Origin of the sequence: Hyphomicrobium sp. CS1BSMeth3, from assembly GCF_900117415.1 — a bacterium.
In the GTDB taxonomy this organism is placed as follows: Bacteria; Pseudomonadota; Alphaproteobacteria; order Rhizobiales; family Hyphomicrobiaceae.
This window is the reverse complement of sequence record NZ_FPEI01000002.1, coordinates 259,258-282,906: the sequence shown is the minus strand read 5'-3', so window position 1 is coordinate 282,906 and position 23,649 is coordinate 259,258. Positions and strand designations below refer to the sequence as shown.

Annotated in this window: 23 protein-coding genes; 12 read left to right on the top strand and 11 right to left on the bottom strand. The window is 64.9% G+C overall.

What is annotated here, in order from left to right; genetic code table 11:
• Positions 1-68 precede the first annotated feature (68 nt).
• The gene (locus CS1BSM3_RS01340) at positions 69-1,043 is read right to left on the bottom strand and encodes a quinone oxidoreductase family protein (RefSeq protein ID WP_072385156.1); all 975 of its coding nucleotides are present in this window, start codon (positions 1,041-1,043) and stop codon (positions 69-71) included.
• A 192-nt stretch (positions 1,044-1,235) separates the two neighbouring features.
• On the opposite strand from CS1BSM3_RS01340, the gene CS1BSM3_RS01335 reads away from it, so the two are divergent.
• The 7 genes from CS1BSM3_RS01335 (at position 1,236) to hemW (ending at position 6,424) form a co-directional block, all read left to right on the top strand.
• Entirely contained in the window at positions 1,236-1,700 is a 465-nt protein-coding gene (locus tag CS1BSM3_RS01335) for a hypothetical protein (RefSeq protein ID WP_244540396.1), read from the top strand.
• A 97-nt stretch (positions 1,701-1,797) separates the two neighbouring features.
• Positions 1,798-2,340: a DedA family protein gene (locus CS1BSM3_RS01330; RefSeq protein WP_072385254.1), complete on the top strand. Its 543-nt coding sequence runs from the start codon at positions 1,798-1,800 to the stop codon at positions 2,338-2,340.
• 8 nt (positions 2,341-2,348) lie between these two features.
• Entirely contained in the window at positions 2,349-2,639 is a 291-nt protein-coding gene (locus CS1BSM3_RS01325; protein ID WP_072385154.1) for a ubiquitin family protein, read from the top strand.
• A 113-nt stretch (positions 2,640-2,752) separates the two neighbouring features.
• Complete coding sequence (locus tag CS1BSM3_RS01320) at positions 2,753-3,991, top strand: argininosuccinate synthase (protein ID WP_072385153.1); 1,239 nt, start codon at positions 2,753-2,755, stop codon at positions 3,989-3,991.
• A gap of 27 nt (positions 3,992-4,018) precedes the next feature.
• Complete coding sequence (locus CS1BSM3_RS01315; RefSeq protein ID WP_072385152.1) at positions 4,019-4,459, top strand: VOC family protein; 441 nt, start codon at positions 4,019-4,021, stop codon at positions 4,457-4,459.
• An 11-nt stretch (positions 4,460-4,470) separates the two neighbouring features.
• The gene (gene rdgB / locus CS1BSM3_RS01310) at positions 4,471-5,094 is read left to right on the top strand and encodes an RdgB/HAM1 family non-canonical purine NTP pyrophosphatase (RefSeq protein ID WP_072385151.1); all 624 of its coding nucleotides are present in this window, start codon (positions 4,471-4,473) and stop codon (positions 5,092-5,094) included.
• A gap of 178 nt (positions 5,095-5,272) precedes the next feature.
• The gene (hemW, locus tag CS1BSM3_RS01305; protein WP_072385253.1) at positions 5,273-6,424 is read left to right on the top strand and encodes a radical SAM family heme chaperone HemW; all 1,152 of its coding nucleotides are present in this window, start codon (positions 5,273-5,275) and stop codon (positions 6,422-6,424) included.
• Positions 6,425-6,706: 282 nt separating this feature from the next.
• Here the strand turns inward: hemW and argC are convergent, their stop codons facing one another.
• From argC to CS1BSM3_RS01280, 5 genes are all read right to left on the bottom strand, one after another.
• A complete protein-coding gene (argC, locus tag CS1BSM3_RS01300) occupies positions 6,707-7,675 on the bottom strand; it encodes an N-acetyl-gamma-glutamyl-phosphate reductase (RefSeq protein ID WP_072385252.1) in 969 nt (322 codons plus the stop codon).
• 250 nt (positions 7,676-7,925) lie between these two features.
• Positions 7,926-8,963: an NAD-dependent epimerase/dehydratase family protein gene (locus CS1BSM3_RS01295; RefSeq protein WP_072385150.1), complete on the bottom strand. Its 1,038-nt coding sequence runs from the start codon at positions 8,961-8,963 to the stop codon at positions 7,926-7,928.
• 12 nt (positions 8,964-8,975) lie between these two features.
• Entirely contained in the window at positions 8,976-9,398 is a 423-nt protein-coding gene (locus tag CS1BSM3_RS01290) for a hypothetical protein (protein WP_072385149.1), read from the bottom strand.
• A 296-nt stretch (positions 9,399-9,694) separates the two neighbouring features.
• The gene (locus CS1BSM3_RS01285) at positions 9,695-10,330 is read right to left on the bottom strand and encodes a GNAT family N-acetyltransferase (RefSeq protein WP_083528149.1); all 636 of its coding nucleotides are present in this window, start codon (positions 10,328-10,330) and stop codon (positions 9,695-9,697) included.
• A gap of 420 nt (positions 10,331-10,750) precedes the next feature.
• The gene (locus CS1BSM3_RS01280; protein ID WP_143149031.1) at positions 10,751-12,955 is read right to left on the bottom strand and encodes a primosomal protein N'; all 2,205 of its coding nucleotides are present in this window, start codon (positions 12,953-12,955) and stop codon (positions 10,751-10,753) included.
• A 128-nt stretch (positions 12,956-13,083) separates the two neighbouring features.
• Here CS1BSM3_RS01280 and fsa point away from each other — a divergent pair, with 128 nt between their 5' ends.
• Both fsa and CS1BSM3_RS01270 read left to right on the top strand, forming a co-directional pair.
• A complete protein-coding gene (gene fsa, locus CS1BSM3_RS01275; RefSeq protein WP_072385147.1) occupies positions 13,084-13,743 on the top strand; it encodes a fructose-6-phosphate aldolase in 660 nt (219 codons plus the stop codon).
• 7 nt (positions 13,744-13,750) lie between these two features.
• Complete coding sequence (locus CS1BSM3_RS01270; RefSeq protein ID WP_072385146.1) at positions 13,751-14,509, top strand: creatininase family protein; 759 nt, start codon at positions 13,751-13,753, stop codon at positions 14,507-14,509.
• Between the two features lie 173 nt (positions 14,510-14,682).
• Here the strand turns inward: CS1BSM3_RS01270 and CS1BSM3_RS01265 are convergent, their stop codons facing one another.
• From CS1BSM3_RS01265 to CS1BSM3_RS01255, 3 genes are all read right to left on the bottom strand, one after another.
• The gene (locus tag CS1BSM3_RS01265) at positions 14,683-15,972 is read right to left on the bottom strand and encodes a radical SAM protein (protein ID WP_210188730.1); all 1,290 of its coding nucleotides are present in this window, start codon (positions 15,970-15,972) and stop codon (positions 14,683-14,685) included.
• A 111-nt stretch (positions 15,973-16,083) separates the two neighbouring features.
• Positions 16,084-17,100: a DUF1254 domain-containing protein gene (locus tag CS1BSM3_RS01260; protein WP_072385249.1), complete on the bottom strand. Its 1,017-nt coding sequence runs from the start codon at positions 17,098-17,100 to the stop codon at positions 16,084-16,086.
• A 260-nt stretch (positions 17,101-17,360) separates the two neighbouring features.
• On the bottom strand, positions 17,361-19,712 hold the full coding sequence (locus tag CS1BSM3_RS01255) for an arylsulfatase (protein ID WP_072385145.1): 2,352 nt from the start codon (positions 19,710-19,712) through the stop codon (positions 17,361-17,363).
• A 216-nt stretch (positions 19,713-19,928) separates the two neighbouring features.
• Between CS1BSM3_RS01255 and CS1BSM3_RS01250 the strand changes: the two genes are divergently transcribed.
• On the top strand, positions 19,929-20,318 hold the full coding sequence (locus CS1BSM3_RS01250) for an ArsR/SmtB family transcription factor (RefSeq protein WP_072385248.1): 390 nt from the start codon (positions 19,929-19,931) through the stop codon (positions 20,316-20,318).
• Positions 20,315-20,848, top strand: coding sequence for an SRPBCC family protein (locus CS1BSM3_RS01245; protein ID WP_072385144.1), 534 nt, complete (start codon positions 20,315-20,317; stop codon positions 20,846-20,848). Before CS1BSM3_RS01250 ends, CS1BSM3_RS01245 begins: the two co-directional genes overlap by 4 nt.
• Positions 20,849-20,902: 54 nt before the next feature.
• On the opposite strand, the gene CS1BSM3_RS01240 is transcribed toward CS1BSM3_RS01245, so the two are convergent.
• A complete protein-coding gene (locus tag CS1BSM3_RS01240) occupies positions 20,903-21,628 on the bottom strand; it encodes a pyridoxamine 5'-phosphate oxidase family protein (RefSeq protein WP_072385143.1) in 726 nt (241 codons plus the stop codon).
• A gap of 71 nt (positions 21,629-21,699) precedes the next feature.
• On the opposite strand from CS1BSM3_RS01240, the gene CS1BSM3_RS01235 reads away from it, so the two are divergent.
• Positions 21,700-23,160 (top strand): MocR-like pyridoxine biosynthesis transcription factor PdxR, encoded by a 1,461-nt coding sequence (locus CS1BSM3_RS01235; RefSeq protein WP_072385247.1) that lies wholly within the window; start codon positions 21,700-21,702, stop codon positions 23,158-23,160.
• Here the strand turns inward: CS1BSM3_RS01235 and CS1BSM3_RS01230 are convergent.
• Positions 23,157-23,636, bottom strand: a complete 480-nt coding sequence (locus tag CS1BSM3_RS01230) for an Lrp/AsnC family transcriptional regulator (RefSeq protein WP_072385142.1) — start codon at positions 23,634-23,636, stop codon at positions 23,157-23,159. The genes CS1BSM3_RS01235 and CS1BSM3_RS01230 overlap by 4 nt on opposite strands.
• Positions 23,637-23,649 lie beyond the last annotated feature (13 nt).

Sequence of the window (23,649 nt, the reverse complement as noted above, 5' to 3'; positions counted from 1 at the left end):
CGCCGCGGGCATGGCACTGCGAAGGAAGGCGACAGCACCTCTTCCCAGCAGCCCGCGGCAAGCAAAAATCAAGGCAGCAGGATGATCGAGCCTGTGGTCTTGCGGCCCTCGAGATCCTTGTGTGCCTGCGCCGCGTCCTTCAGCGCGAACTTGTGGTTCACGTTGATCTTCACCGCACCCGAGGCCACGACATCGAAGAGGTCCTTCGCCGTCGCGACGAGATCGGCGCGCGTCGCCGTGTAGGTGTTGAGCGTCGGCCGCGTCATGTAGAGCGAGCCCTTCGCCGCGAGAATGCCCGCGTTGAAGGCATCGATCGGACCCGAGGCATTGCCGAAGGTCACGAACAGGCCGAGCGGCTTCAAGCAGTCGAGCGAGGCCGGGAACGTGTCCTTGCCGATCGAGTCGTAGACGACATCGCACTTCTTGCCGCCCGTGATCTGGTTCACGCGCTCGACGAAGTTCTCGGTCTTGTAGTTGATCATGTGCGTCGCACCAGCCGCCTTGGCGAGCGCGCACTTCTCGTCCGAGCTTGCCGTGCCGATGATCGTCGCGCCGAGATGCTTCGCCCACTGGCATGCAATGAGGCCGATGCCGCCCGCAGCGGCGTGCATCAGCAGCGTCGTCTCGGGACCCACTTTGTAGGTGCGGCGAAGCAGATACTGCACGGTCATGCCCTGCAGCATCATGGCCGCGCCCGTCTCGTAGGGGATCGCGTCGGGAAGCTTGACGAGCTTGTCGGCGGGCGCGAGGCGCTCGTCGGCATAGGCGCCGATCGCACCGGCATAGGCGACGCGATCACCGACCTTGAGGTCCGTGACGCCTTCGCCGACGGCCGTGACCTCGCCCGCGCCCTCGTTGCCCGGCGTGAATGGCATGGATGGCTGCGGGTAGAGACCCGTGCGCTGATAAACGTCGATGAAGTTGACGCCGATCGCGTGCTGCTTGAGCTTGACCTGACCGGCACCCGGTGCGCCGACGTCGACGGCCTCATAGCTCATGGCCTCGGGGCCGCCGTACTTGTGAACTCGAATGGCGTGCGCCATGAAGAGCGTTCTCCCTGAATGTGATGATGAGTGGTGGCTGCTAGGCTACTTTTCCTACCAAGTTTAGCGACCTAGCCCGAATTCCGTTACTCCGGTTACTGAATTGTGATATTTCCGCGGCGGCCGGTGCTCAGATGGCCGCATTTCTGAGGCTTCTATGCCCGCACCGCATTGCTTACAAGAGGGCCATCCATGACCGTCCGACGCCCGACAGGGCGCCTTCTCATGCCAGCTTCGGTGGCCGTGCTCGCGAGCGCGCTTGCTTCCTGTGCCGGGATCAACCTCGAGACCGCGGCGACCGAGCCTCCGCGGGCGGATTGCGTGGATGACAGCCCGCCGTGCGTTCAGCGGCGCGGTGAAGCCCTCAAGCAGATGCTGGCCGATCCGAAGCGGACCTGGATCCGCGAGCCGGCGAGCGCACATTCCTATGCGGCAGGCGTGCGACTCTTTGCGTTCAGAAGCCGCAAGCGCGAGCTTTCCTGCGACGAGCTTGCACACGGCAAGCGCGAGGCCGATGCGGCGCCGACGGTGTTGAACGGTCCGTACTCGGGCGGCCTTTCGCCCGCTCAGAAGTCCCGCGGCACCATGCTCGCGGCCGAGGTCTCCAAGGAGCTCGGCGCGGAGATCCGCCGGCGCGGCTGCCGGGTCCGGGTGTGACACGGCGCGCAATCAGTTGCGGTCAAATCAGCGTTGCCTTACTTGATCCACTCTCCCCGCGCGCGGGGAGGGGGAGATCTCGGGAGGGCGAATGGGACTGGAAGCTTATGCGGACGCCATCATCGCGTTCGTGAAAGAGCACAAGGCTTGGGCGGGACCGACCGTCTTCGTGCTCGCATTCGGCGAGTCCCTCGCATTCATCTCGCTCGTGCTGCCATTCTGGGCCATCCTGGTCACGATCGGCACGCTCATCGGCGCGAGCGGCGGCCTCGACTTCTGGTTCATTCTGAGCATGGCCGCGATTGGTGCCGCGCTCGGTGACTGGGTCTCCTACTGGCTCGGGCGGCACTACCACGAGCAGATCGCGGCCATGTGGCCACTCAGGAACTACCCCGACCTCATTCCCAAAGGTCATGCCTTCTTCGAAAGGTGGGGGCCTTGGGCGGTGGTTCTCGGCCGTTTCTCCGGGCCGCTCCGGGCCTCGGTGCCGCTGGTTGCCGGCATCGTCGAGATGCCGCGCGCCAAATTCCAGCTCGCCAACTGGTCCTCGGCCTTTCTCTGGGCGTTCGTGCTCCTGATGTTCGGCGATGTCATAGGACAGGGCCTGAACTATTTCCGCCAGTCCGTCGGGGGTGGCTGAGCCAAGCGATGTCGCAGCGCATCGACAAGTCATGGGTGGTCTTCGCCAGCGTCGAGAACGACGACCACAGCAGATGCGTCGATGTGTTCTGGCGGCCTGACCAGACGTTCGGCTTCGAAGAGTTCAGACGCGACGTCGAGGACGGCGGAGTGTGGACACCGGTCCAGTATTTCTCCGGTGCGGTCTATGCCTCATCGGAGGAGGCCTACAAATCCGCCGAAGTGCTCGTGCCCTGGTTCGCCGAGGTTCTCGCGGACAACCCATCGCTCAGGAAGCACCCGTCGCGCGCTTCAGGGTAAATCGTTCAGGCTGTTCCATTGAACTGGCCGCCTGCCGCGGCTCTTGCGGTAGCCGCGCCGCTCCCTATAGTGCCGGCGCAAACCCATATCCGCGCCCGAGAGGTCGAGCTGCCATGTCGTCTGCGCCGAAGTCCGTAAAGAAAGTCGTCCTCGCCTACTCGGGCGGCCTCGATACCTCGATCATCCTGAAGTGGCTGCAGGAGGCGTACGGCTGCGAGGTCGTGACATTCACGGCCGATCTCGGCCAGGGCGAGGAGCTCGGACCGGCGCGCGAGAAGGCGCTCATGCTCGGCATCAAGCCCGAGAACATTTTCATCGAGGATCTGCGCGAGGAGTTCGTCCGCGACTTCGTCTTCCCCATGTTCCGCGCGAATGCGGTGTACGAGGGTGTGTACCTGCTCGGCACGTCGATCGCGCGGCCGCTGATCAGCAAGGCGCAGATCGATATCGCGCGCAAGACGGGCGCGGACGCCGTTTGCCATGGCGCTACCGGCAAGGGCAATGATCAGGTGCGCTTCGAGCTCAGCTACTATGCGCTCGAGCCGGGCATCAAGATCATCGCGCCCTGGCGCGAGTGGGAGTTCAAGAGCCGCACGGAGCTGCTCGACTTCGCACGCAGCCACCAGATCCCGATCGCCAAGGACAAAGAGGGCGAGGCACCGTTCTCCGTCGACGCGAACCTCCTGCACTCCTCGTCCGAAGGCAAGGTGCTGGAAGATCCCGCGCAGAAGGCGCCGGAGATGGTCTATCAGCGCACGATCTCGCCCATGGCGGCACCCGACAAGGTGACGACCATCAAGATCGGCTTCTCCAAGGGCGATGCCGTCTCGCTCAACGGCCAGAAGATGAGCCCGGCGACGCTGCTCAAGGCGCTCAACGATCTCGGCCGCGACAACGGCATTGGCCGTCTTGACCTCGTCGAGAACCGCTTCGTCGGCATGAAGTCGCGCGGCATCTACGAGACGCCGGGCGGAACCATTCTGCTCGCCGCGCATCGTGCCATGGAGAGCATCACGCTCGATCGCGGCGCCAGCCATCTCAAGGACGAGCTGATGCCGCGCTATGCGGAGCTGATCTACTACGGCTTCTGGTTCAGCCCCGAGCGCGAGATGCTGCAGGCACTGATCGACAAGAGCCAGGAGCACGTCGAAGGCGAAGTGACGCTCGAACTCTACAAGGGCAATGTGATCGTCACTGGCCGCGAGAGCCCGAAGTCGCTCTATTCCTCGACGCTCGTCACTTTCGAGGACGACCAGGGCGCGTACGATCAGAAGGACGCTCAGGGCTTCATCAAGCTCAACGCGCTTCGCCTGCGCACGCTCGCACAGCGCAATCGCGGGCAGAAGAGCTAAGGAGTTGCAGTAGTTGGGGACCGCCCCATGCCAGAGAACTTGCGCGAGAAGGCACCACCGTCCGGCATTCTCGAAACCGTCATGTACGCGATCGACCTCGACGCGGCAGAGGCCTTCTACGCGAATGTGCTCGGCATGGTGCCCTTCTCCAAGCTCGCGGGGCGCCAGCTCTTCTACCGCTGCGGCGATCAGGTGCTGCTGATCTTCAATCCAAAGGCGACGGTCGTGCCGCCGCATGCGGATGCGAAGCTCCCCGTGCCGCCGCATGGCGCGACAGGTGAAGGGCACGTCTGTTTCCGCGCGAGCCGCGATGAGATCGACGATTGGAAGCGGCGCCTCGAAGCGGCGGGCGTCGCCATCGAAGCGGATTTCATCTGGCCGAGCGGCGGGCGCTCCATCTACTTCCGCGATCCTGCGGGCAACTGTCTCGAGTTTGCTGAGCCCAAGATCTGGGGCCTGGACTCTTAAGGATTCTGCTGATGCGCAAACTCGAAGCCGGGACCCGCCTCGTGGTCGCGAGCCACAACCCCGGCAAAATCCGCGAGATCAACGATCTCATTCGCCCCTATGGCATGAGCGCTGTTTCTGCGGGCGAGCTCAACATCAGTGAGCCCGAGGAAACCGAGACGACCTTCGCCGGCAACGCGCGCCTCAAGGCGCTGCACAGTGCGAAGGCGAGCGGCCTGCCTGCGCTCTCGGATGACTCCGGTCTCGAAGTGGAGGCGCTCGGCGGCGCGCCGGGCGTGTACTCCGCGCGCTGGGCCGGTCCCGCGAAGGATTTCAACTACGCCATGCAGCGTGTGGAGAGTGAGCTGCAGGAGAAGTTCGCGCGCGATCCCGAGAGCCGCCGTGCCAATTTCACCGCCACGCTCTGCCTCGCATGGCCGGATGGCGAGGCCGAAGTCTTCGAGGGCAAGGTCTTCGGCCATCTGGTCTGGCCGCCGCGCGGCGAAAAGGGCTTCGGCTATGATCCGATGTTCCTGGCCGACGGTGAGACGCTGACTTTTGGCGAGATGGAAGCCGAGGCCAAGCACGCCATCAGCCACCGCGCGCGCGCCTTCGCACTCTTCGTCGCCGCCTGTCTGGATCGAAGCGATGGGTAGGGCTGGCCGCTCCGCAATCCCCTCCCCCCTTGTGGGGGAGGGTAAGGGAGGGGGGGATCGCAGAACATCTGCGGTCGGGATTCCCCCCACCCCTAACCCCTCCCCACAAGGGGGAGGGGGACAGGCGTCGCGCGATCGCGATGCGGATCGCCCGGTAACCGCAGATCCCGGCTTCGGCATCTATGTCCATTGGCCGTTCTGCGCGTCCAAGTGCCCCTACTGCGACTTCAACAGCCACGTCCGCATGGCCGGCATCGACGAGCCGCGCTTTGCCGCCGCCTTCGCGCGCGAGATCGCGCATATGGCCGCGCTCGCGCCGGGGCGCACCGTGACGAGCATCTTTCTCGGCGGCGGCACGCCGTCGCTCATGAAGCCGGAGACGGTCGGCGGTATTCTCGACCGCATCGCCGCGTCATGGTCCATCGCGTCCGATGCCGAGATCACGCTGGAAGCGAACCCGTCGAGCGTCGAAGCCGAACGCTTCGCCGGCTATCGCGCTGCCGGTATCAATCGCGTCTCGCTCGGCGTGCAGGCGCTCAATGATGGCGACCTGAAAACGCTTGGCCGCCTGCACTCGGTTGCCGAAGCGCGTCGCGCCATCGACATCGCCGCGCGCACCTTCGAGCGCTTTTCTTTCGATCTGATCTACGCGCGGCCGGCGCAGACGCCCGATGCCTGGCGCGCGGAGCTTTCCGAAGCGCTCGCCATGATGCGCAATCACCTCTCGCTCTATCAGCTCACCATCGAGGAAGGTACGCCGTTCGCCGGCCTGCATCGCGCGGGCAAGCTCGCCGTGCCGGATCCCGAACTGGCCGACACACTCTACGAGATCACGCAGGAGCTGACCGAAGCCGCCGGCATTCCTGCCTACGAAATTTCCAATCACGCACGCGCGGGCGCTGAGAGCCGGCACAACCTCACGTACTGGCGCTATGGCGACTATGCCGGCGTCGGCCCAGGCGCGCACGGCCGCTTGGTCATCGATGGTGTGCGCCACGCGCTCGTGACGGAGCGCCAGCCGGAAGCGTGGGCCGCGTCCGTGGAGCAGCACGGCCACGGCATCATCGAGGATACGACGCTCGCTCGATCCGAAGAGGCCGACGAGATGCTGCTCATGGGCTTGAGACTCGCCGAAGGCATCGATCTCCGGCGCCTCGAAGCCCTCGGCGGGGTGCGGCCGTCCCGTGTAGCTATCGAGCGTCTCGAGAAGCTCGGGCTTGTGGAGCACCACGCACCCGATCGCCTTGTCGCGACGCGCGCCGGCCGCTTTGTGCTCAACGAACTGGTGCTGCAGCTTTCTGCGAGCTTCGCGCCGATTACCGTGAGCTGATCGCGCCTCCGGCGCGAGTGGGGCCGCAGGCCCCACGCCCCGCGCGGGGGACACCCCCGCACCCCCGTCTTTTGTAGATTTGGAGCGAGCCGCGAGCGTGCCGCTGTCCCCTCTCCCCGCTTGCGGGGAGAGGGTTAGGGTGAGGGCCGGCGGCATATGCCAACGTCGCACAAGCTCCCGCCCCTCATCCTAACCTTCTCCCCGTATAGGACGGGGAGAAGGGACGCCGGGGCGATCGCGGCTAACCCCTCGTCGCGCCGAAGGCGCGAACGCGTGGCAGGCTTAGAACTTCAGCCCGAGCATCAGCCCGAGGCTTTGCACGGCTGCGCCGGACGCACCCTTGCCGAGATTGTCGAGCCGCGCGACGAGCACGGCCTGATGCAGCGCCGAGCTGCCATACACGTAGAGCTCGAGCTGATCCGTGCCATTCAGAGCTTCGGCCTCGATCCTCGGAAGTGTGGCGACCGGCTCCTTGAGGACGCTGACGAGCTTCAGTCCCTGGTAGTGTTTGTCGAGCGCCAGCTCCAAGTCCTTGGGGCACGGATTGCCGGGCAGCGTGTCGAGGTGGAGCGGGATGCTGATGAGCATGCCCTGCCGGAAGTTCCCGACGGAGGGCACGAAGATCGGCCGCCGCGTGAGGCCGCTGTACTTCTGCAGCTCGGGCACGTGCTTATGTGTGAGGGCGAGGCCGTACAGCTCGAAGGACGGCGCGGTGCCCGCGTCATAGGCCTGGATCATGGACTTGCCGCCGCCCGAGTAGCCCGACACGGCATTGACCGTCACAGGATAGTCGGCTGGCATGATCCCTGCCTCGACGAGCGGGCGGATGAGCGCGATGGCGCCGGTCGGATAGCAGCCGGGATTCGTCACACGCTTCGCTGCCGCGACGGCTTCGGCATGGCCCTTGGTCAGCTCGGGAAAGCCGTACGTCCAGCCGGGCGCGACGCGGTGCGCGGTCGAGGCATCGATGATGCGGGGGCTCTTGCCGCCAAGCTCGTCGGCGAGGGCCACAGCCTCCTTCGCGGCGTCATCGGGCAGGCAGAGGATGACGACATCGGTCTCGGCCATGAGCGCCTTGCGCGCGGCCGGGTCCTTCCGCTTTTCCGGATCGATCGACTTGATCTCGATGCCCTTGGCGCCCGCGAGCCGCTGGCGGATTTCGAGGCCCGTGGTGCCGGCCTCGCCGTCGATGAAGACGGCCGGGACTTTGCCCTTGATGCCGGCGGGATTGCTGGTTTTGGCAGCGGTCATGGTGGCCATGGTCGTCGTCCTATTCAGAGAGCAGGTGCGCGAAGGCGCAAAAAAAGCCGCGTCAAGGGCGCGGCTTACGATTAACGGGCTTCTTCGGACAACAAGCCGTCATCGCTGCCGCGCCAGGGGGCGCGCGCGCATACGTCGGATGAGGGCGAAACCGTTGCTCATGCGCGGGAACATGATGAAGTGCCCCCCGAATGTCAATGGCGAACGAATTCCGAGGAGAATGTCCTCGAATGCGGGAATGCTAGATGACGCGCCTGTGACCTTCCCGGCGCCTGAGCGCCCGGATGGCGGCCATGGTCTCGGAGAGACTGCGGTCGAGGCCAATGGCCTGGTGCCAGCCGAGCTCGCTCTTGGCGCGCTCGTTGCTGAGCTTGGTGACCTTGCCGCGCATGGTCGCGACGAGCTCCGGGCTCACCATGCGGGGTGTCCGGGTGAGGCTCGCGCGCAGCCAGTCGAGAGCTGGGCCGGCACTCATGACGAAGTCGGGGAGCACGGCGGGCGCTGCCGGAATGGACGCGTCCGACCAGTGCATGAGCAGGCTCAGCTCGCGCATTTCGGGCGCATGATCATTGGCGATGATAAAGCGGCCCGTGACGTCGCGCTCGGCGGCGAGCACGTGGGCGGCGGCAACATCGCGTACGTCGACGTAGGCAATGTTCGTGTTCGGCGCGCCGAGCCGCATGGAGCCGAGCATGATGCTCTCGATCATGCCGATTGATGGTGTGCGGCGATGGAAATCGGGGCCGCCGACCGTGCCTGGCAGCAGTGTGACGAGCTTGATGCCGGTGTCCTCGGCGGCCTTCCAGGCGGCGCGCTCGCCTTCGGTCTTGGCGCGGAAGTAGGGAACGCCGAGGTCGGTCGCCCAATCGGCTTCGGTCACGGGCGCGGCATCGGGACTGACGCGCGGGAGCGTCGCCACCGAGGATGTGAGCACAACTTTCGGTACGCCGGCCTTCGCGGCGGCACGGACCGCATTCGCGGCGCCTTCGGTGCTGTCGCGCAGCATGGCATCTGTTTCGGCAGGGCCGGCAACATGCATGGCGTACGTCGCCGCGACGTGGACCAGCACATCGACGCCGCGGCAGGCCTCGACGAACGGATCGAACGTCCGCACGTCGAGGCCGACGATGTCGTCAACGCCGAGCGCACGCAGCGGCGCAGACTTCGCCGCGTCGTTGGCCGAGCGGATCGAGGCGCGAACCTCGTGGCCAGCGGCAGCGAAGGCCTTGCACACGCCGAACCCCACATGGCCATTGGCGCCCGTCACCAGGACCTTCATCGGTCGCCTCGTTCAGGCATTTGCGAAGATGTTCGTCTCGCGCCGCTTGCGGGCGAGATAGAGGATAAGGAGCGCCGTCCCGCTGAGAACGAGCCAGGCCGGCAGGCTCAGCAATGGCACCAGCAACCCGTCCCAGAAAAGCGGATGGATCTTCAGCGAAAGCGTCCGCTTCAGGTTCTCGAGCATCGTCGGGGCAGCCTCGTTCCAGTACTGGAGCGCGGAGGTGATCACGATGCCGCTGTCATTGGCGATTGTGCGCGTGCCGTCACTAACGAGCGCAATGAGCGCCAGCAGCAGGAGAATTCGCGCCAGGATGCGCAGTGCGACCTTGGTCGCCGCGCGCACGGGCGGCACGAAGACGAGCAGCAGCAGGATCACCGCGACCACGGCGAGCGTGCGGTTCTCCTTGATGAGCTGTGTGAGGCTTTCGGTCATCCGCAGGTGCCGCCGGTCCGTGCGTTCGTAGTTGTGCTAGCGCGCAGTGCCTCGCGAGGCAACCACGGCCAGCACATTCCATCGCGTCGGAACAGGTCAAACCTGTGACGATTGTCCGAGTATCCCCGGTTCAGTAACTAGTGTCCCTATCCGTAAGTTCGCTCGGGACGCCAGCATCGAGGTGGGGCGAACTTCGGAATCGGGACACTAGAATCATAATCTTGCTCGTGTGATTCAGATCGAGAAATTCGCTCGGTACCGTGCCGCCTGATATGGCGAATTTCTCGATCATCACACTAGGCGGCCTTCACGAGGCGCGAGGAGAGATCCAGAACCGCCATCATGTAGCCGACGCGGTCGTCGGCGGCCTCGGCGAGGAGCGAGAAGTAGTCCGGCCCATCGGGGATGATCTCGCCGATCACCTCGCCGTACTCGAAGCGCAGATCCGCCTCGTGCTTTCTGGCGATGGCCTGCATCTTCGCGTTCTCGGCGAGGCAGCTCATGAAGAGGAGCCTGATGCCGCGATTGCGCGCCGAGCGGATGACGCGGCCCATGAGGGCCGAGCCGATGCCCTGATCCTGATAGGTGCGCTCGACCGAGAAAGCGGCCTCCGCCTCCACGCCCCAGTCATCGGCGAGCTTGCGCAACTCTGCCGCCGCGCGGATCTCGCCATCGACGAAGTAGCCGAAGACGATCGAGCCCATGTCGTTCATGCGCGCGGCATAGTCCTCGATGAAGCTGTCCGACACGCCATGCGCAAAGCGCAGCCGTCGGCTGTCTTTGTCGAGCCGAAGCAGATGGTTGCGAAAGAGTTCGGCCTCGGTCGGCCAAAGCTTGCGCACGGTCGCGGCCGAGATCGCGCGGGTTCCGGGCTGCAGCGCCTCGGGTGCGTCGTCAGGGTCTATGACGGCGCGCGATGTTGTGTTGCTCATGATGTACCCCTTGAGTTGGCACACGCGAGCCGGTGCTCTTTGGCGGCACCGGTCTCACACTGTCATATCGGGTTCTCTATTGCGTTGCACAATACTGCTCCCGAATGACAGCTATGTTAAGCATAATTTCCGAGCAATTCTGATATCTTAGCCCGGAGCAACAATGCTTGTTGCGGCGCCATAATTCCGTTCAATACGGCAGTATTGGGCCCGCTCGTTGAGCCGTTCGCCGCAGGGCTGGGACAGATGGCCGCTAGTGTCCCGATTCCGAAGTTCGCCCCACCTCGATGCTGGCGTCCCGAGCGAACTTCGGAATCAAAAGGGACACTAGAATCATAATCTTGCTCGTGTGATTCAGATCGAGAAATTCGCTCGGTACCGCGCCCCGAGATCTGGCGAATTTCTCGATCATCACACGAGCTAGAGAAAGCTGTAGGGGTCGATATCGACCGTGAGGCGCAGGTCGCCCTTGATCTCGGGGATCTCGGCCAGCCAGGCACGGAGATAGGCCTGGATGTCCAGCTCGCGGGGGGCCTTCAGCAAGAGGCGCCAGCGGTAGCGCCCCCGGATCACGGAGATAGGGGCCTCCGCGGGGCCGAGCACCTCGATGCGGGGGGCGGCGGGCGCGCGCCGGGCAATGTCGCGGGCGACGCTCTCTGCGGTCTCCTTATGACGGGCCGAGACGATCAGCGAGGCCAGCCGGCCAAAGGGCGGCAGCATGGCGAGCTGGCGCGTGCGGATCTCGCGCTCGATGAAGGCCTCGCGGTCGCCGCGCACGATGGCGTCCATGACCGGGTGCTCGGGCATGTGCGTCTGGATGTAGCCGGCGCCCTTGGCGAGCGCGCGGCCGGCGCGGCCCGTCACCTGATGGAGGAGCTGGAAGGTGCGCTCGGCGGCGCGCGGGTCGGCGCCCTGGGCGAGGCCGAGGTCGCCGTCGATCACGCCGACGATCGAGAGATCCGGGAAATGGTGGCCCTTGGCCACGATCTGCGTCCCGATGATGATGTCGATTTCGCCGCCCTCGATGCGCTTGATGATGTCGCGCATCTCGGTGAGCGAGGGAATGAGGTCCGAGGAGAGGAGCGCAATGCGCGCCTCGGGAAAACGCTCGCGCACTTCCTCGTCAATGCGCTCGACGCCGGGACCGCAGGCAACGAGGCTGTCGGCCTCCCCGCACTTCGGGCATTTGGAAGGGAGCGGCATGGAGAAGCCGCAGTGATGGCAGTTCAGCCGATTGCGGAAGCGGTGCTCGACGAGCCAAGCCGTGCACTGCGGGCATTCAATGCGGTGGCCACACGAGCGGCAGAGCGTGAGCGGGGCATAGCCGCGCCGGTTGAGGAAGAGCAGCGTCTGCTGGCGCTTGGCCATGGTCTCGGCCATGGCCTCGACCAGCACGGGCGAAAGCCAACGGCCTTTTTCCGGCGGCGCTGAGCGCAGGTCGATCGGCGTGATCTCGGGAAGATCCACGCCGGTATAGCGACCCGGCAGGATCAGATGGCGATAGCGCCCGGTTCGGGCATTCACGTGGCTTTCGATGGAAGGCGTCGCGGAGGCCAGCACCACGGCCGCGCGGCCGAGATGCGCGCGCACGACGCTCATGTCGCGGCCCTGGTAGTGAACGCGATCCTCCTGCTTGAAGCCCGGGTCGTGCTCTTCGTCGACGACGATGAGGCCGAGGTCCGCATAGGGCAGGAACAATGCCGAGCGCGCGCCGACGATCACGCGTGCTTCGCCGGTCGCTGCGGCGCGCCACACGCGCCCGCGCTCGGGGCCGGAAAGGGCCGAGTGCCACTCCGCCGGGGGCGCACCGAAGCGCGCCTTGAAGCGGTCCATGAACTGGCTGGTGAGCGCGATCTCGGGCAGCATGATCAGTGCCTGCCGTCCCTGATCGAGCGTGCGCGCGACGGCCTCGAAATAGACTTCCGTCTTGCCCGAGCCGGTCACGCCATCGAGCAGCGAGACGGAGAACGTCCCGGCCTCGACGGCAGCGGCCAGCGTCTCGACTGCCTCCTGCTGGGCATCCGTGAACGTGACGGTCGCGTGCGCGGGATCGGGACGTGGAAAGCGCCGCTCCGGGATCACGACCTCGACGAGACAGCCCGCTTCGATTAGTCCATCGATCACGCCCGCGCTGCACGCCGCCTCGGAAGCCAGCGCACTCTTGGCGCGGATCAGGCCGTCGGCCGCAATGTCCAGTGCCCGCTTCCTGGCCGGCGTCATGCGTGGCGGTTCGGCGGCCCCTTCGACGCGCGCGACGCCGAGGCGCGGCTTGGCCGGCTCGAAGGCCGCCTGCGCGCTCATCATCATGCGCACGACCATACCGAGCGGCGCCAGCGTGTAGCGCCCGACCCACTCGGCAAAGCGCAGCGAGATGGCCGGCAGGCCTGGCACGTCCATCCGCTCGATAATGGCCTTGAGTTTCTTCTCGTCGACGGGCTTGCCCTGGTCCCCGACCGGCTGGTCCCAGACGAGGCCGATGCGGGTCTGCGGCCCGAAGGGGACGATCACGAAATCGCCGGGCTCGATCTCCAAACCGGCGGGTACGGCGTAGTCGTAGGTCTGGTCGAGGGCAACGGGCAGCAGCACCGGCACGCGCGGGCGCGCGACGGCGGGTGGACCAAGCATCGTTGCAAGCAAGTCTTCCAAAGACCCTACACTCAGACTAGGACTACAGCTCGAATCAGCCCGCCACTTTAGCCGCTCACGGGCGGCGATCCGAGGGCGGTCCCGGCTGGTCCCCAGGAGGAGTACCCATGAAGTTCTTCGTCGATACGGCGGATGTCGCCGAAATCCGTGAGCTGGCCTCCTTGGGCCTCCTCGACGGCGTGACCACGAACCCCTCCCTGGTGGCGAAAACGGGGCGTGATTTCAAGACCATCATCGAGGAGATCTGCGACATCGTGGAGGGGCCGGTCTCGGCCGAGGTCACGGCGCTCGATGCCGCGGGCATGATCCGCGAGGGCGAGATCCTGGCCGACATCGCCGACAACGTCGCTGTGAAGGTGCCGCTGACGTGGGACGGCCTCAAGGCCTGCCGCGCGCTGACCGACGACGACATCATGGTCAACGTGACGCTGTGCTTCTCCGCGAACCAGGCGCTGCTCGCCGCCAAAGCCGGCGCAACGTTCATCTCGCCCTTCATCGGCCGCCTGGATGACATCGGTCAGAACGGCGTCGAGCTCATCCAGGACATCCGCACGATTTACGACAACTACCCGGAACTCGGGACGGAGATCCTCGCGGCCTCGATCCGCTCGGAAGAGCATGTGAAGCAGGTGGCGCTCGCCGGCGCGGACGTTGCGACCATCCCGCCGAAGATCCTCCAGGCGCTCATCAAGCATCCGCTCACCGACAAGGGCCTCGAAGCCTTCATGGCGGATTGGCAGAAGACCGGCCAGGTCATCAAGGAGTAATGCGGCGATGGCGAAGTCGGTGATGTGGAAGGAGCTGACGGCGCCGGAGCTGGTCGAGAAGTCCAAGGCCGGCGCGCTGGTCGTGATGCCCGTTGCCTCCATGGAGCAGCACGGGCCGCACATGGCCGTCGGCGTGGACACTGTGCTCTGCGAGGCCGTGTGTCAGCGCGCGGCCGAGGCGCTCGCAGCCGAGATGCCGATCGTCGTCGCGCCGACGCTCTGGTGCGGCATGGCCGAGCACCACATGCCGCGCGGCGGCACCTTCACCTTCGACATCCCGACCTATCGCGCGGTGTTGCTCGCCTTCCTCAAGAGCATCGAGCGGCACGGTTTCAAGCGCGTGTTCATCGTGAACGGTCACGGCGGCAACATCAGCGCGCTCTCGGCCTTCCTGCCGGACTTCGTGCGCGAGACGGGCCTCACCATCCGCGTGACGACGTATTTCGAGCTCGCGCAGCCGGGTATGCCGGCCATCCTCGAGGATCAGGAACGCGTGCGGCACGCCTGCGAAGGCGAGACCTCCATGATGATGGCCGTGGCGCCGGATCTCGTGCGCGCCGAGAAGCTTCCCGAGGCTGTCGGGCCTGCGCGGCAGACGCCTTTGCCGCTGCAGGTGTTGCGCCATCGCTCTTATGGCGAGTTCACACCCACCGGCGTCGTCGGCGACGCCCGCCGATCGACGGCCGACAAGGGAAAACGTCTCATGGACGTGTGCCGCGATGCGCTCGTCGACGCGGTCCGCGATCCAGAGACGTGGAAGGGGTAGTGAGGAAGCGCTCGCAACGAACGCGACCTGTCCCCTCTCCCCGCGTGCGGGGAGAGGGTTAGGGTGAGGGGCGGCGGCAAACGCCGACGTTTCAACCAGCTCCCGCCCCTCATCCCGACCTTCTCCCCGTGAAGGACGGGGAGAAGGGGAAGTGGGCGTCGCCGGTGACTCCCCTACACCTCCAACTCCTCGCCCTCGACGTAGGCTTCGCCCGGCTTTTCCATGTCGAGCTGGTGGCGGATCTTGCGGATGTCCACCGCGACGGGCTGGAAGGGATAGCTCGCGATGTTCGAAGGCGGGCTGTCGCCGTATGGGCGATCGCACGCCGAGATGTCCTCGCGCACTTTGCCAGGACATCCCGACGTGCGGAACGCAACGCCCTCGTCAATGGTTGAATCGAGCTCAGTCTTGGGAACGCCGAAGTCGGCGACGCGGCCCTGCTCGTCGAAGCGCATGTGCTCGACGCGCACGCCACGGTAGTCGATGAGATAGCGCGCGAGCTGCACGCGCCGCCACTGGTCGCGCGGCGTTGCCGGAAGGTGGTCCATGAGCGACCCCTTCTCCGGGAAGAAGCAGAACATGTGGCTGTGCCCGCCCATGTCCACGAGGCGCTGGATCAGTGTCAGCGTGTCGTGCTCCGTCTCGCCCATGCCGACGATGATGTGCGCGCCGAATTTCTCAGCGCCAAAGATGTCGCGCGCGTCCTCCAGGATCTCCCAGTATTTGGCCCAGGAATGCGGGCTCGCGACGCCCTTGCCGCGCGTGCGATCGAAGAGGTCAGGCGTCGCTGCGTCGAGCGCGACCGTGAAGATGTCCGCGCCGAGATCGCGGAGCTGCTGCACGTCGGCGCGCGTCATGGTCGTCGGATTCGAGAGGATCGAGACGGGCACGGTCGCCGGATCAATGCGGTTCGTCCAATTGCGCAGCACCGTCACCGTGTCCTCGTCGGAGCGCGGGTGCGTGATCATGGAAATACACATGCGGTGGAAGGGCGTCGCCTCGCCTTGCTCCGCGACGATCTCCACGACCTGATCCATGGGCACGGCGGGCCAGTCCACGCGGATGAAATTGCGGTCGGCGTAGTCGCGGTCGGCCTCGCGATGGCGGGCGAGTCCGCAGTAGGCGCAGTTCGCGCGGCAACCTTCGGGATAGGTCAGCAGCAGGTTCAGGCAGCGCGTGCAGGAGCAGCGGTGCATCTTGCCCGGCATGACGCCGAGCGTGATGGCCGCGGCGGTCGACATCTGCACGTAGTCCGGCGAGCGCATGTGCGGCGCCAGCCGGTTGTTGTTCGGTAGGTACACGCCCTCGGGCGGCACATTGTTGTGCTTCACGCGCGCGCCATTTTTCGCAGCGGCCGGCGTCGCACCAGGCTTGCGCGGCGCCATGACATCATAGGGGTTGAAGTCGAGGCCGCCGATGCCAGCCCGCGAGGGGAGCGCGATCTCTTTCTTCAGGCAGGACAAGGGCCGCTCCGCTGGGGACGTCTGACAGGTGGATTCGGATATTCGCACATCCGAATGTGATTGCAATCGTCCTGCACGACCTGCCAGTTGCGCGCTGGCCGCACGACGGGCCTACTGAAGAGCGCGCGATGTGAATTCGATCGGCTGCGCCTCGGGGAACTTCCACTTTCCGGCCAGGATTTCGGGGCGCGGGCGGTAGAGCCGCACGGTGTAGTTCCACCCCTTCATGGTCGGCAGGCAATTCGGCGTGCGTCCGTCGCATCCTCCGAATTGGACCGTGACCGCACCGCCGGGGTCCTTCGCGGCGGTCAGATTATTGATCGAATAGGCATTGTAGGGGTTCTTCTCGAAGTATCCCTCGCTGTTATAGACGCTGATGGACCAGAACCCGTCGACCGGAACCTGACCGACGGTGAGCTTGTAGACGGTCGCACCATCGTTCTGAGCCGGGACGAAGCTCAAATACGTCGCGTCCTTGTCGGGGTTGCCGCCCCAGCCGGCTGCCGTAGCAATGAGATGCCGGATGGGATCGACTTTTCCTCTCGGCCCGAACGCATTCTTGAACCCGTCGATCTTTGATGCGAGCACCAACAGCGCATCGCGAATTTGCTTCTGCGATGCCTCATCCCAGTTCGGCACCTCGAACGTGCCAGTGCTCTTCTGGTTGACCTTGATCCCGTCCTGCAGCGCATGGACCTGATCGAGATCTTTGGGATCCGTTGGATTGACGAGCGTTCGCACGGCGACCATCACGTACCGCGTGCCGACGGAGTCCCTGGTCAGGGTTACAGGCTTGATCCCGTAGACGACGAGCGGCACGTAGTGATCCGCGTTGATGACCTGCAGGGACATGAAGCGCTTGCCGGCATTCGGCAGGGTGACCGTCACCGGGGCGGCATCAAGATCGAACACGGCTGCTGAATAGAGCGTGTCGCGGTTCATGCGGATGACCGTCTGTTTGTCGATCTCCGTCGGCGTGCGGTAATGCATGAACTTGCCGAAGCCGCCGTCCTTCACAGTCCGGCCCATGTACATGTCCGACTCGGCGCGCGGGAAGTTATCGACCGTGACAGGAACGGCCTTCCCGGTGGGCGCTTGTGCCAGCGCGATTGAAGTTGCCGCCGTCATCAGCGCCGTTGCCAGCAAGTGTGTGTTGAGAACTCTCACGGCAAAGTCTCCTTTGGCTCGAGCCTGCGCGGAGGCCTGTTTGAGGCCGCGAACGTGAAGCCGTTGCTGCAGCGTCGGATGGTTGCTGCAATGGGCGCGTCGGAGAATGGGGGAGAACCCGGAATGATCGGGCGCAAAACCTCAGGAGGTAATGCGGCGCCTTCCTCATCTCGAAGAAGGCGCCGCCGTTCTATCGGTTGCTCGTCGCAATAGGGCGCTTGCTATTCGGCCGCTTCGGCCATGCCGGCCGCATGGGCAGGTTTCAGTTCTATGGTGACCTTCTCGATCTTGCCCGTGAACGCGAAGGGCAGCTCGTACGTGAAGTCGATGGGCGAGCCGAGGTCCATGCCGATGTCGATGCCCTCGCCGAGCGAGAATTGAATCGGGATGGTGCGCTTCAAGCGGCCGCCGGCGATCTTTTTGCCGTTGGCCTTCATCGTGATGTCGCCGCCCTTGCCGATGCCGCCGCCGTCATAGGCAAAATCCACGACGAGCTTCGTCTTGCCCTTGGGGAGGGGATCGGTGCTGGCGAACGTCATGCGCTCGACCGACAGGAAATTGTAGACGAACGTCGGCTTGCCATCGCGCAGATAGAGACCGTAGCCGCCTTCGAGTCCCCCGTGCGTGATGATCATGCCTTCCGCCTTGCCGGCAGGCACTTCGATCTCGGCGGTGATCGTCCAGGACTTGTTGCACATGGGTGGAGAGGCCGCGTCCGGCAGGCCGACGGTGCCCGGATAGTACGTCATCTTGGTGCGTCCACGCGTGAGGCTCGGGCGGCCCATGGCCTCGGCGTTCATGCGGATCGTGCCGCGCCAGTCGAGCGGCAGGACGTTGTACTTCGAGGCCTCGACCCACCACATGTCCTGGAGCTGCCGCAGCTTCTCCGGGTGCTTTTTGGCGAGATCGTTCGCCTGTGAAAAGTCCTCGTCGACTTTGTAGAGCTCCCACGGCGCCTTGTCGGGATCCCAATCGCCACGGTTCGGATCCCAGGGCACGAAGGATGGGCATGAGGCCATCCAGCCCTCGTGATAGAGCCCGCGATTGCAGGCCAGCTCGAAGTACTGTGTCTTGCGCCGGCTCTCGGCATTTGCATCGTCGAATGTATGGGCGAAGCTCAGCCCTTCAATCGGCTTCTGTTGCACGCCGTTGAGCTCGGTCGGCGGTGTGACGCCACAGACTTCGTACAGTGTCGGCACGATGTCGATCGTATGCAGGAACTGGCTGCGCAATCCGCCCTTGTCCTTGATGTGCGTGGGCCATGAAATGATCATCGGATTGCGCGTGCCGCCGAAATGGCTCGCGACCTGCTTCGTCCACTGGAAGGGTGTGTTCATGGCGTGGGCCCAAGCCGAAGGGAAGTGGTTGAAGTGCTTCGGGCCGCCGAGCTCGTCGATGGCTTTGATGTTGTCCTGCCATTTCTCGGCAAAGCCATTGAAGAACATGTTCTCGCACAGCGATCCTTCGAGACCGCCCTCGGCGCTCGCGCCGTTGTCGCCTGCTATGTAGATGACGAGCGTGTTGTCGGCGTCGGGCATCTCCTTGCAAGCCTCGACAACGCGCCCGAGCTCGTGGTCGCAGTGTGCGGCGTACCCCGCGAACACCTCCATCATGCGCGCATAGAGGCGCTTCTGCTCGGCATTGAGCTGGTCCCACGCAGGCAGTCCCTTCGAGCGCACGGTGAGCTTGGTATCCTTCGGCACCACGCCGAGCTTCTTCTGCCGCGCCAGCGTCTCCTCGCGATACTTGTCCCAACCGCCGTCGAATTTGCCCTTGAACTTCTCGATCCAGTCCTTGGGCGTGTGATGGGGCGCATGTGTCGCGCCGGTCGCCACGTAGAGAAAGTACGGCCTGTCAGGCGCGATGCTCTTCGCTTGCCGCACCCAGGCGATCGCCTTGTCGGCAAGGTCGGTCGTGAGGTGATAGTTCGGGTCGGTCGAAGCCGGCACGAGATCGCGGTTCTGATACAGCACCGGATTCCAATGGTTCATATCGCCGGCGTTGAATCCGTAGAAGTAGTCGAACCCGAGACCATTGGCCCAGCGATCGAACGGACCAGCAGCACTCGTCTCCCAGGTCGGCGTGTTGTGGTTCTTGCCGATCCACGCGGTCATGTAGCCGTTCTGGCGCAAGACTTCGCCGACCGTGCCGCAGCTTCGCGGAAGGATGCAGGTATAGCCGTCGTATCCGGTGGCGAGCTCCGTGATGCCGGCGAACGATGCCGAATGATGATTGCGGCCCGTGATCAACGCGGCGCGCGTCGGACTGCAAAGGGCGGTCGTGTGAAAGTGATTGTAGCGAAGTCCTTCAGCGGCAAGCTTGTCCATGGTGGGCGAGGGTATGCCGCCGCCGAACGTCCCATATTGGCCGAAGCCGCAGTCGTCGATGAGGATCAGCAGGATGTTGGGTGCGCCTTTGGGCGCCTGCACGGGCTTCGGGAACTGTGCCGGATCGGACTCGAGATAGGTGCGTCCGACCTCTCCGGGAAAATGGAAATCGGCTCGGGGGAGGACGCTGGGCGTGCCGCTGTTTGCCTGCGTTCCTGACCCCGGATGCGAGAGTTTGCGCTTCATGGCTTGGCAATCCTCGTTGTGAGCAGGCCGAGCACGAATAGTGTCATCGGGGCGCCGGCTCAGAATTCGGGGCAACCCCCGTATTCGAGGTCGCAACTACCTACGGGCCCTCCGCAAAGGCCGCAGATGCGGGCATTTCGGCGGCTTCTTCGAGCGCCGCGATAATATTCAACTATGTGGTTGACTATTGCTGCGCGCGCCTCTACATTCAACCTCATGGTTGAACATAATCCCGCTCAGCTCGACGCTGTCTTCCACGCTCTTGGCGATGCCACGCGCCGGAAGATGCTTCGCGCGTTGACCCAAGGCGAACGCACTGTGAGCCAGCTCGCCGAGCCCTTCGATATGTCGCTCGCGGCAGCTTCGAAGCACATCAAGGCCCTGGAGAGCGCCGGGCTCATCCACCGCGAGGTGCGCGGACGCACGCACATGTGTCGCCTTGCCCCGGCGCCGCTGGCCGGCGCGCACGACTGGCTGAGCTTCTACGAGCGATTCTGGACGGATCATCTCGACGCCCTCGAACGTCTTCTTCGCGAGGACGACGCCCGCAAACAATCCGCGCCTGCCCGCAAATCACCTGCCCCGAAGAGAGGAGTTAAGTCATGAGTGATCTCGCACCCAACGACGGATACGGTGTCCTGACGGAGCCTTCGACGCTGGTCATCCAGCGCTTTCTGCCCGGCCCCATCGAGCGCGTGTGGGCTTTCCTGACTGAGAGCGACCTGCGCCGTCAGTGGCTCGCGGCAGGCGACATGAAGATGGAGGTCGGCGCGCCGTTCACGCTGACGTGGCGCAACAGCGAGCTGACGGACCCGCCTGAAGTCAGGCCGCCCGGCCAGTCGGAAGAGCACAGCATGGAGAGCCGGATCACCGAGCTCGATCCGCCCAATCGGATCACGTTCACCTGGTTCAGCAGCGGCAGCGTGACCTTCGAGCTCGCGCCGCGCGGCGAGCGCGTGCTGCTCACGGTTACGCACCGCGGCATTCCGAGTCGCGACGTGCTGCTCAAGGTCGCCCCAGGCTGGCACAGCCATCTCGATGTGCTGGTTCTGCGTGCTTCAGGCGGCAAGCCCACGACCTTCTGGTCGGCCTACAACCGCCTGCAGAAGGAATACGAGCGGCGCCTGCCGGCGTAAAAGGTCTGAGTCCAGCGGGGTTTTTTGGCTCCGCTGGACAAGCACCTCGGTGGCTCAGGCCTTCTCCGTCACCGCATACGCTGCGGCGTACGATTCCTTTGCGGCCTCTTCCAGCAGACGTCCCGTAGCGTAGGGCGCCAGATTGGCCGGCCGCGCGACGCCATCCATGAGGCGCGGACAGGGCTCGGGCTTGCCAATGACCGTGTAGATGGGCAGGCGCTCGGCGTAGATGGGCAGGAGATAATCCTCGTCGTCATCCGCGACGCCCTTGGCGCGGATCTTCGCCGAGGCCTTCTCGATATCCATGTAGATGACGGCCGTCGCCTTGATCTCCTGCTTGTCGCTCTGGCGGAGCTGCGCCGTGCGGCCTGGGAAGATGCGGTCGACCATCATGACGAGCGCCTGTTCCTTCTCCGCCTGATCCTCGACGATGCGCGCCTTGCCGAAGGCCATGACCGAGCGGTAGTCGGCCGAGTGATTGAAGCCGCACCGCGCGAGAACGAGGCTGTCGAGATGCGTGACGGTCAGGCAGGCGGGCTCGCCCTCGGAGAGATTGCGCAGCATCCGGCTCGCGCTGCTGCCGTGCCAGTAGAGGCGCGTACCCTCGCGCCAGTACAGGGTCGGCGTGCAGAACGGCTGGCCGTCGATCACGTACGAGACGTGGCAGAGCACGGCTGAATCGAGCAGCGCATGGACAGTCTCGTGGTCGTAGTGACCGCGGTCGTGCCGCCGCTTGACCTTGTTGACCTCATCGACGGGATAGCTCTGGCCGTCAGCCATGGTGGGCTCCTTGGGCGTTGACCTCCTTAGAATGAATGCGCAGAGTGGTCGAAATCGAGGTCCACTTTGCCATGAAATCAGCAACCACTTCGCGCGGCGGCAGCCGTATATCCGATCTGCCGATCGCGCTCGACAGCTCCATCCGCAACCAGAGCGCCCGCGTGCACGCTGCGCTGAGGTCGGCCATCGTGGAGGGGCGCCTTCAGGCGGGCCTGCAACTGCCATCGAGCCGGAGCCTGGCCGAGCAGCTTGGCGTGCGGCGAAATGCGATCGTCGCGGCTTACGAGCATCTCGCGAGCGATGGCCTCCTCGATGCGCGGCACGGCGCCGGCACGTACGTGGCGAAGGACCTGCCCATGCCCGTCGGCGAGGCGTCGCCTGTTGAGCTGAGTTTTGCTCCGCCGAGACGGCGAGCCTTCGCCCTCGGGCATACGTTCGTGGAGGACGACATACTTCGCAGGCTCGGCGGCTATCTGCGTCATCATGTGCTGACGGCAGGCGCGGAGGAGATCGGCTACGGCGATCCGCGCGGTAGTGCGCGGCTCCGCGCCGAGATTGCACAGCATCTCGCTGTCCACCGCGGCGTGCGCTGCGATCCCGAATGTATCATGATCGTCAGCGGCACCCAGCACGCGCTCCGCCTGTGCGTGGAGGCACTCCTCGCGCGTGGCGATGCCATCTGGATGGAGAATCCAGGCTATTACGCCACGCAGGCCACGCTGCGGACAGCGGGTCTGAAGCTCGTGCCTGTGGCGGTGGATGACGAAGGCATCGACGTTGCTGCCGGGCTTTGCATGAAAGTGAAGGCGCGCGCGGCTTACGTCACGCCGTCGCATCAGTTCCCGACCGGCGTTACGATGAGCATGCGCCGGCGCATAGCCCTCATCGACTGGGCGCGGGCGAACGAAAGCTGGATCATCGAGGATGACTACGACAGCGAGTATCGGTTCGCTGGTCCGCCTTTGACGGCCCTGGCCGGCATCGGAGGTGAGCGCGTTATCTACGTCGGCACCTTCACCAAGATCCTCTTCGCCGGCCTGCGTCTTGCCTACATGGTTCTGCCGCCCGAAATAGCTGCGCGCGTGATCGCGATCCGCGCGACGCTGGACCGCTTCCCGCCGCGCTTCATGCAGGATGCCGTCGCCGACCTGCTCGCGGACGGCTCGCTTGCGCGTCACACGCGGCGTATGCGCGGCCGATATCGGGAGGCGCGCGATGCCGTCGTTGCAACCCTCCGCGAGGCGGCAGGCGATGCGCTTCAGCTCTACGGGCCGGTGCAGGGACTTCATCTCGTGGCGAGCCTGCCGGGCGGGCTGTCGCGTGACGATGCCGTACGCATTCGCGCGAGCGCCAATGTCGACGCGAAGCTTCTTTCCGAGACACGCCTCACGGCAGCAGGCCCCGAAGGGTTCATCCTCGGCTATTCGGGTCATCCGCTTGGTGAGTTGCGCGAAGCGGCGCGCCGTCTTGGGCAGGCCGCGCGTGAGGCTGTCGGCAAGCAGCCGAGGCCGCGCCCACGGCCGAAGCGCTAGAAGTCCAGGATCGCGTTGTCGACGACTTCCTTCATCACGAAGAACGTGCGCGTCTGGCGGACGGCGGGCAGCGCGATGAGCTGCTCGCCGTGCAGGCGATTGAAGTCGGCGATGTCGCGCACGCGGATCTTGAGGAAGAAGTCGAAGTCTCCGGCCACCAGATGGCAGTCGAGCACGAAGGGAAGCTTCCGCACGGCGGCTTCGAAGGCACCGAAGCTTTCGGGTGTCGAGCGGTCGAGCACCACGCCGACAATGACGAGCGTGCCGCGGTCCACCTTCTCGGGCGCGATCTCGGCGCGCACGCGGCGGATGTAGCCATCTTTGAAGAGCCGCTCCGTGCGGCGATGGCACGTCGCGGGGCTCGCGTTCACGGCCTTGGCGAGGTCGGCGTTCGTCATGCGCCCGTCGCGTTGGAGCCGCTGGAGGATGCGGCGATCCAGGCGATCCAGGTTTGGACTATTGGAAGATTGTTTCATTTTATGCGATCTG

Excerpts from the sequence above, each read along its gene's own strand:
- CS1BSM3_RS01340 (WP_072385156.1), bottom strand. The coding sequence starts at position 1,043 with ATGGCGCACGCCATTCGAGTTCACAAGTACGGCGGCCCCGAGGCCATG.
- CS1BSM3_RS01335 (WP_244540396.1), top strand. The coding sequence starts at position 1,236 with ATGACCGTCCGACGCCCGACAGGGCGCCTTCTCATGCCAGCTTCGGTG.
- CS1BSM3_RS01325 (WP_072385154.1), top strand. The coding sequence starts at position 2,349 with ATGTCGCAGCGCATCGACAAGTCATGGGTGGTCTTCGCCAGCGTCGAG.
- CS1BSM3_RS01320 (WP_072385153.1), top strand. The coding sequence starts at position 2,753 with ATGTCGTCTGCGCCGAAGTCCGTAAAGAAAGTCGTCCTCGCCTACTCG.
- CS1BSM3_RS01315 (WP_072385152.1), top strand. The coding sequence starts at position 4,019 with ATGCCAGAGAACTTGCGCGAGAAGGCACCACCGTCCGGCATTCTCGAA.
- rdgB (WP_072385151.1), top strand. The coding sequence starts at position 4,471 with ATGCGCAAACTCGAAGCCGGGACCCGCCTCGTGGTCGCGAGCCACAAC.
- argC (WP_072385252.1), bottom strand. The coding sequence starts at position 7,675 with ATGACCGCTGCCAAAACCAGCAATCCCGCCGGCATCAAGGGCAAAGTC.
- CS1BSM3_RS01295 (WP_072385150.1), bottom strand. The coding sequence starts at position 8,963 with ATGAAGGTCCTGGTGACGGGCGCCAATGGCCATGTGGGGTTCGGCGTG.
- CS1BSM3_RS01290 (WP_072385149.1), bottom strand. The coding sequence starts at position 9,398 with ATGACCGAAAGCCTCACACAGCTCATCAAGGAGAACCGCACGCTCGCC.
- CS1BSM3_RS01285 (WP_083528149.1), bottom strand. The coding sequence starts at position 10,330 with ATGAGCAACACAACATCGCGCGCCGTCATAGACCCTGACGACGCACCC.
- CS1BSM3_RS01280 (WP_143149031.1), bottom strand. The coding sequence starts at position 12,955 with ATGCTTGGTCCACCCGCCGTCGCGCGCCCGCGCGTGCCGGTGCTGCTG.
- fsa (WP_072385147.1), top strand. The coding sequence starts at position 13,084 with ATGAAGTTCTTCGTCGATACGGCGGATGTCGCCGAAATCCGTGAGCTG.
- CS1BSM3_RS01270 (WP_072385146.1), top strand. The coding sequence starts at position 13,751 with ATGGCGAAGTCGGTGATGTGGAAGGAGCTGACGGCGCCGGAGCTGGTC.
- CS1BSM3_RS01260 (WP_072385249.1), bottom strand. The coding sequence starts at position 17,100 with ATGACGGCGGCAACTTCAATCGCGCTGGCACAAGCGCCCACCGGGAAG.
- CS1BSM3_RS01255 (WP_072385145.1), bottom strand. The coding sequence starts at position 19,712 with ATGAAGCGCAAACTCTCGCATCCGGGGTCAGGAACGCAGGCAAACAGC.
- CS1BSM3_RS01250 (WP_072385248.1), top strand. The coding sequence starts at position 19,929 with ATGGTTGAACATAATCCCGCTCAGCTCGACGCTGTCTTCCACGCTCTT.
- CS1BSM3_RS01245 (WP_072385144.1), top strand. The coding sequence starts at position 20,315 with ATGAGTGATCTCGCACCCAACGACGGATACGGTGTCCTGACGGAGCCT.
- CS1BSM3_RS01240 (WP_072385143.1), bottom strand. The coding sequence starts at position 21,628 with ATGGCTGACGGCCAGAGCTATCCCGTCGATGAGGTCAACAAGGTCAAG.
- CS1BSM3_RS01235 (WP_072385247.1), top strand. The coding sequence starts at position 21,700 with ATGAAATCAGCAACCACTTCGCGCGGCGGCAGCCGTATATCCGATCTG.
- CS1BSM3_RS01230 (WP_072385142.1), bottom strand. The coding sequence starts at position 23,636 with ATGAAACAATCTTCCAATAGTCCAAACCTGGATCGCCTGGATCGCCGC.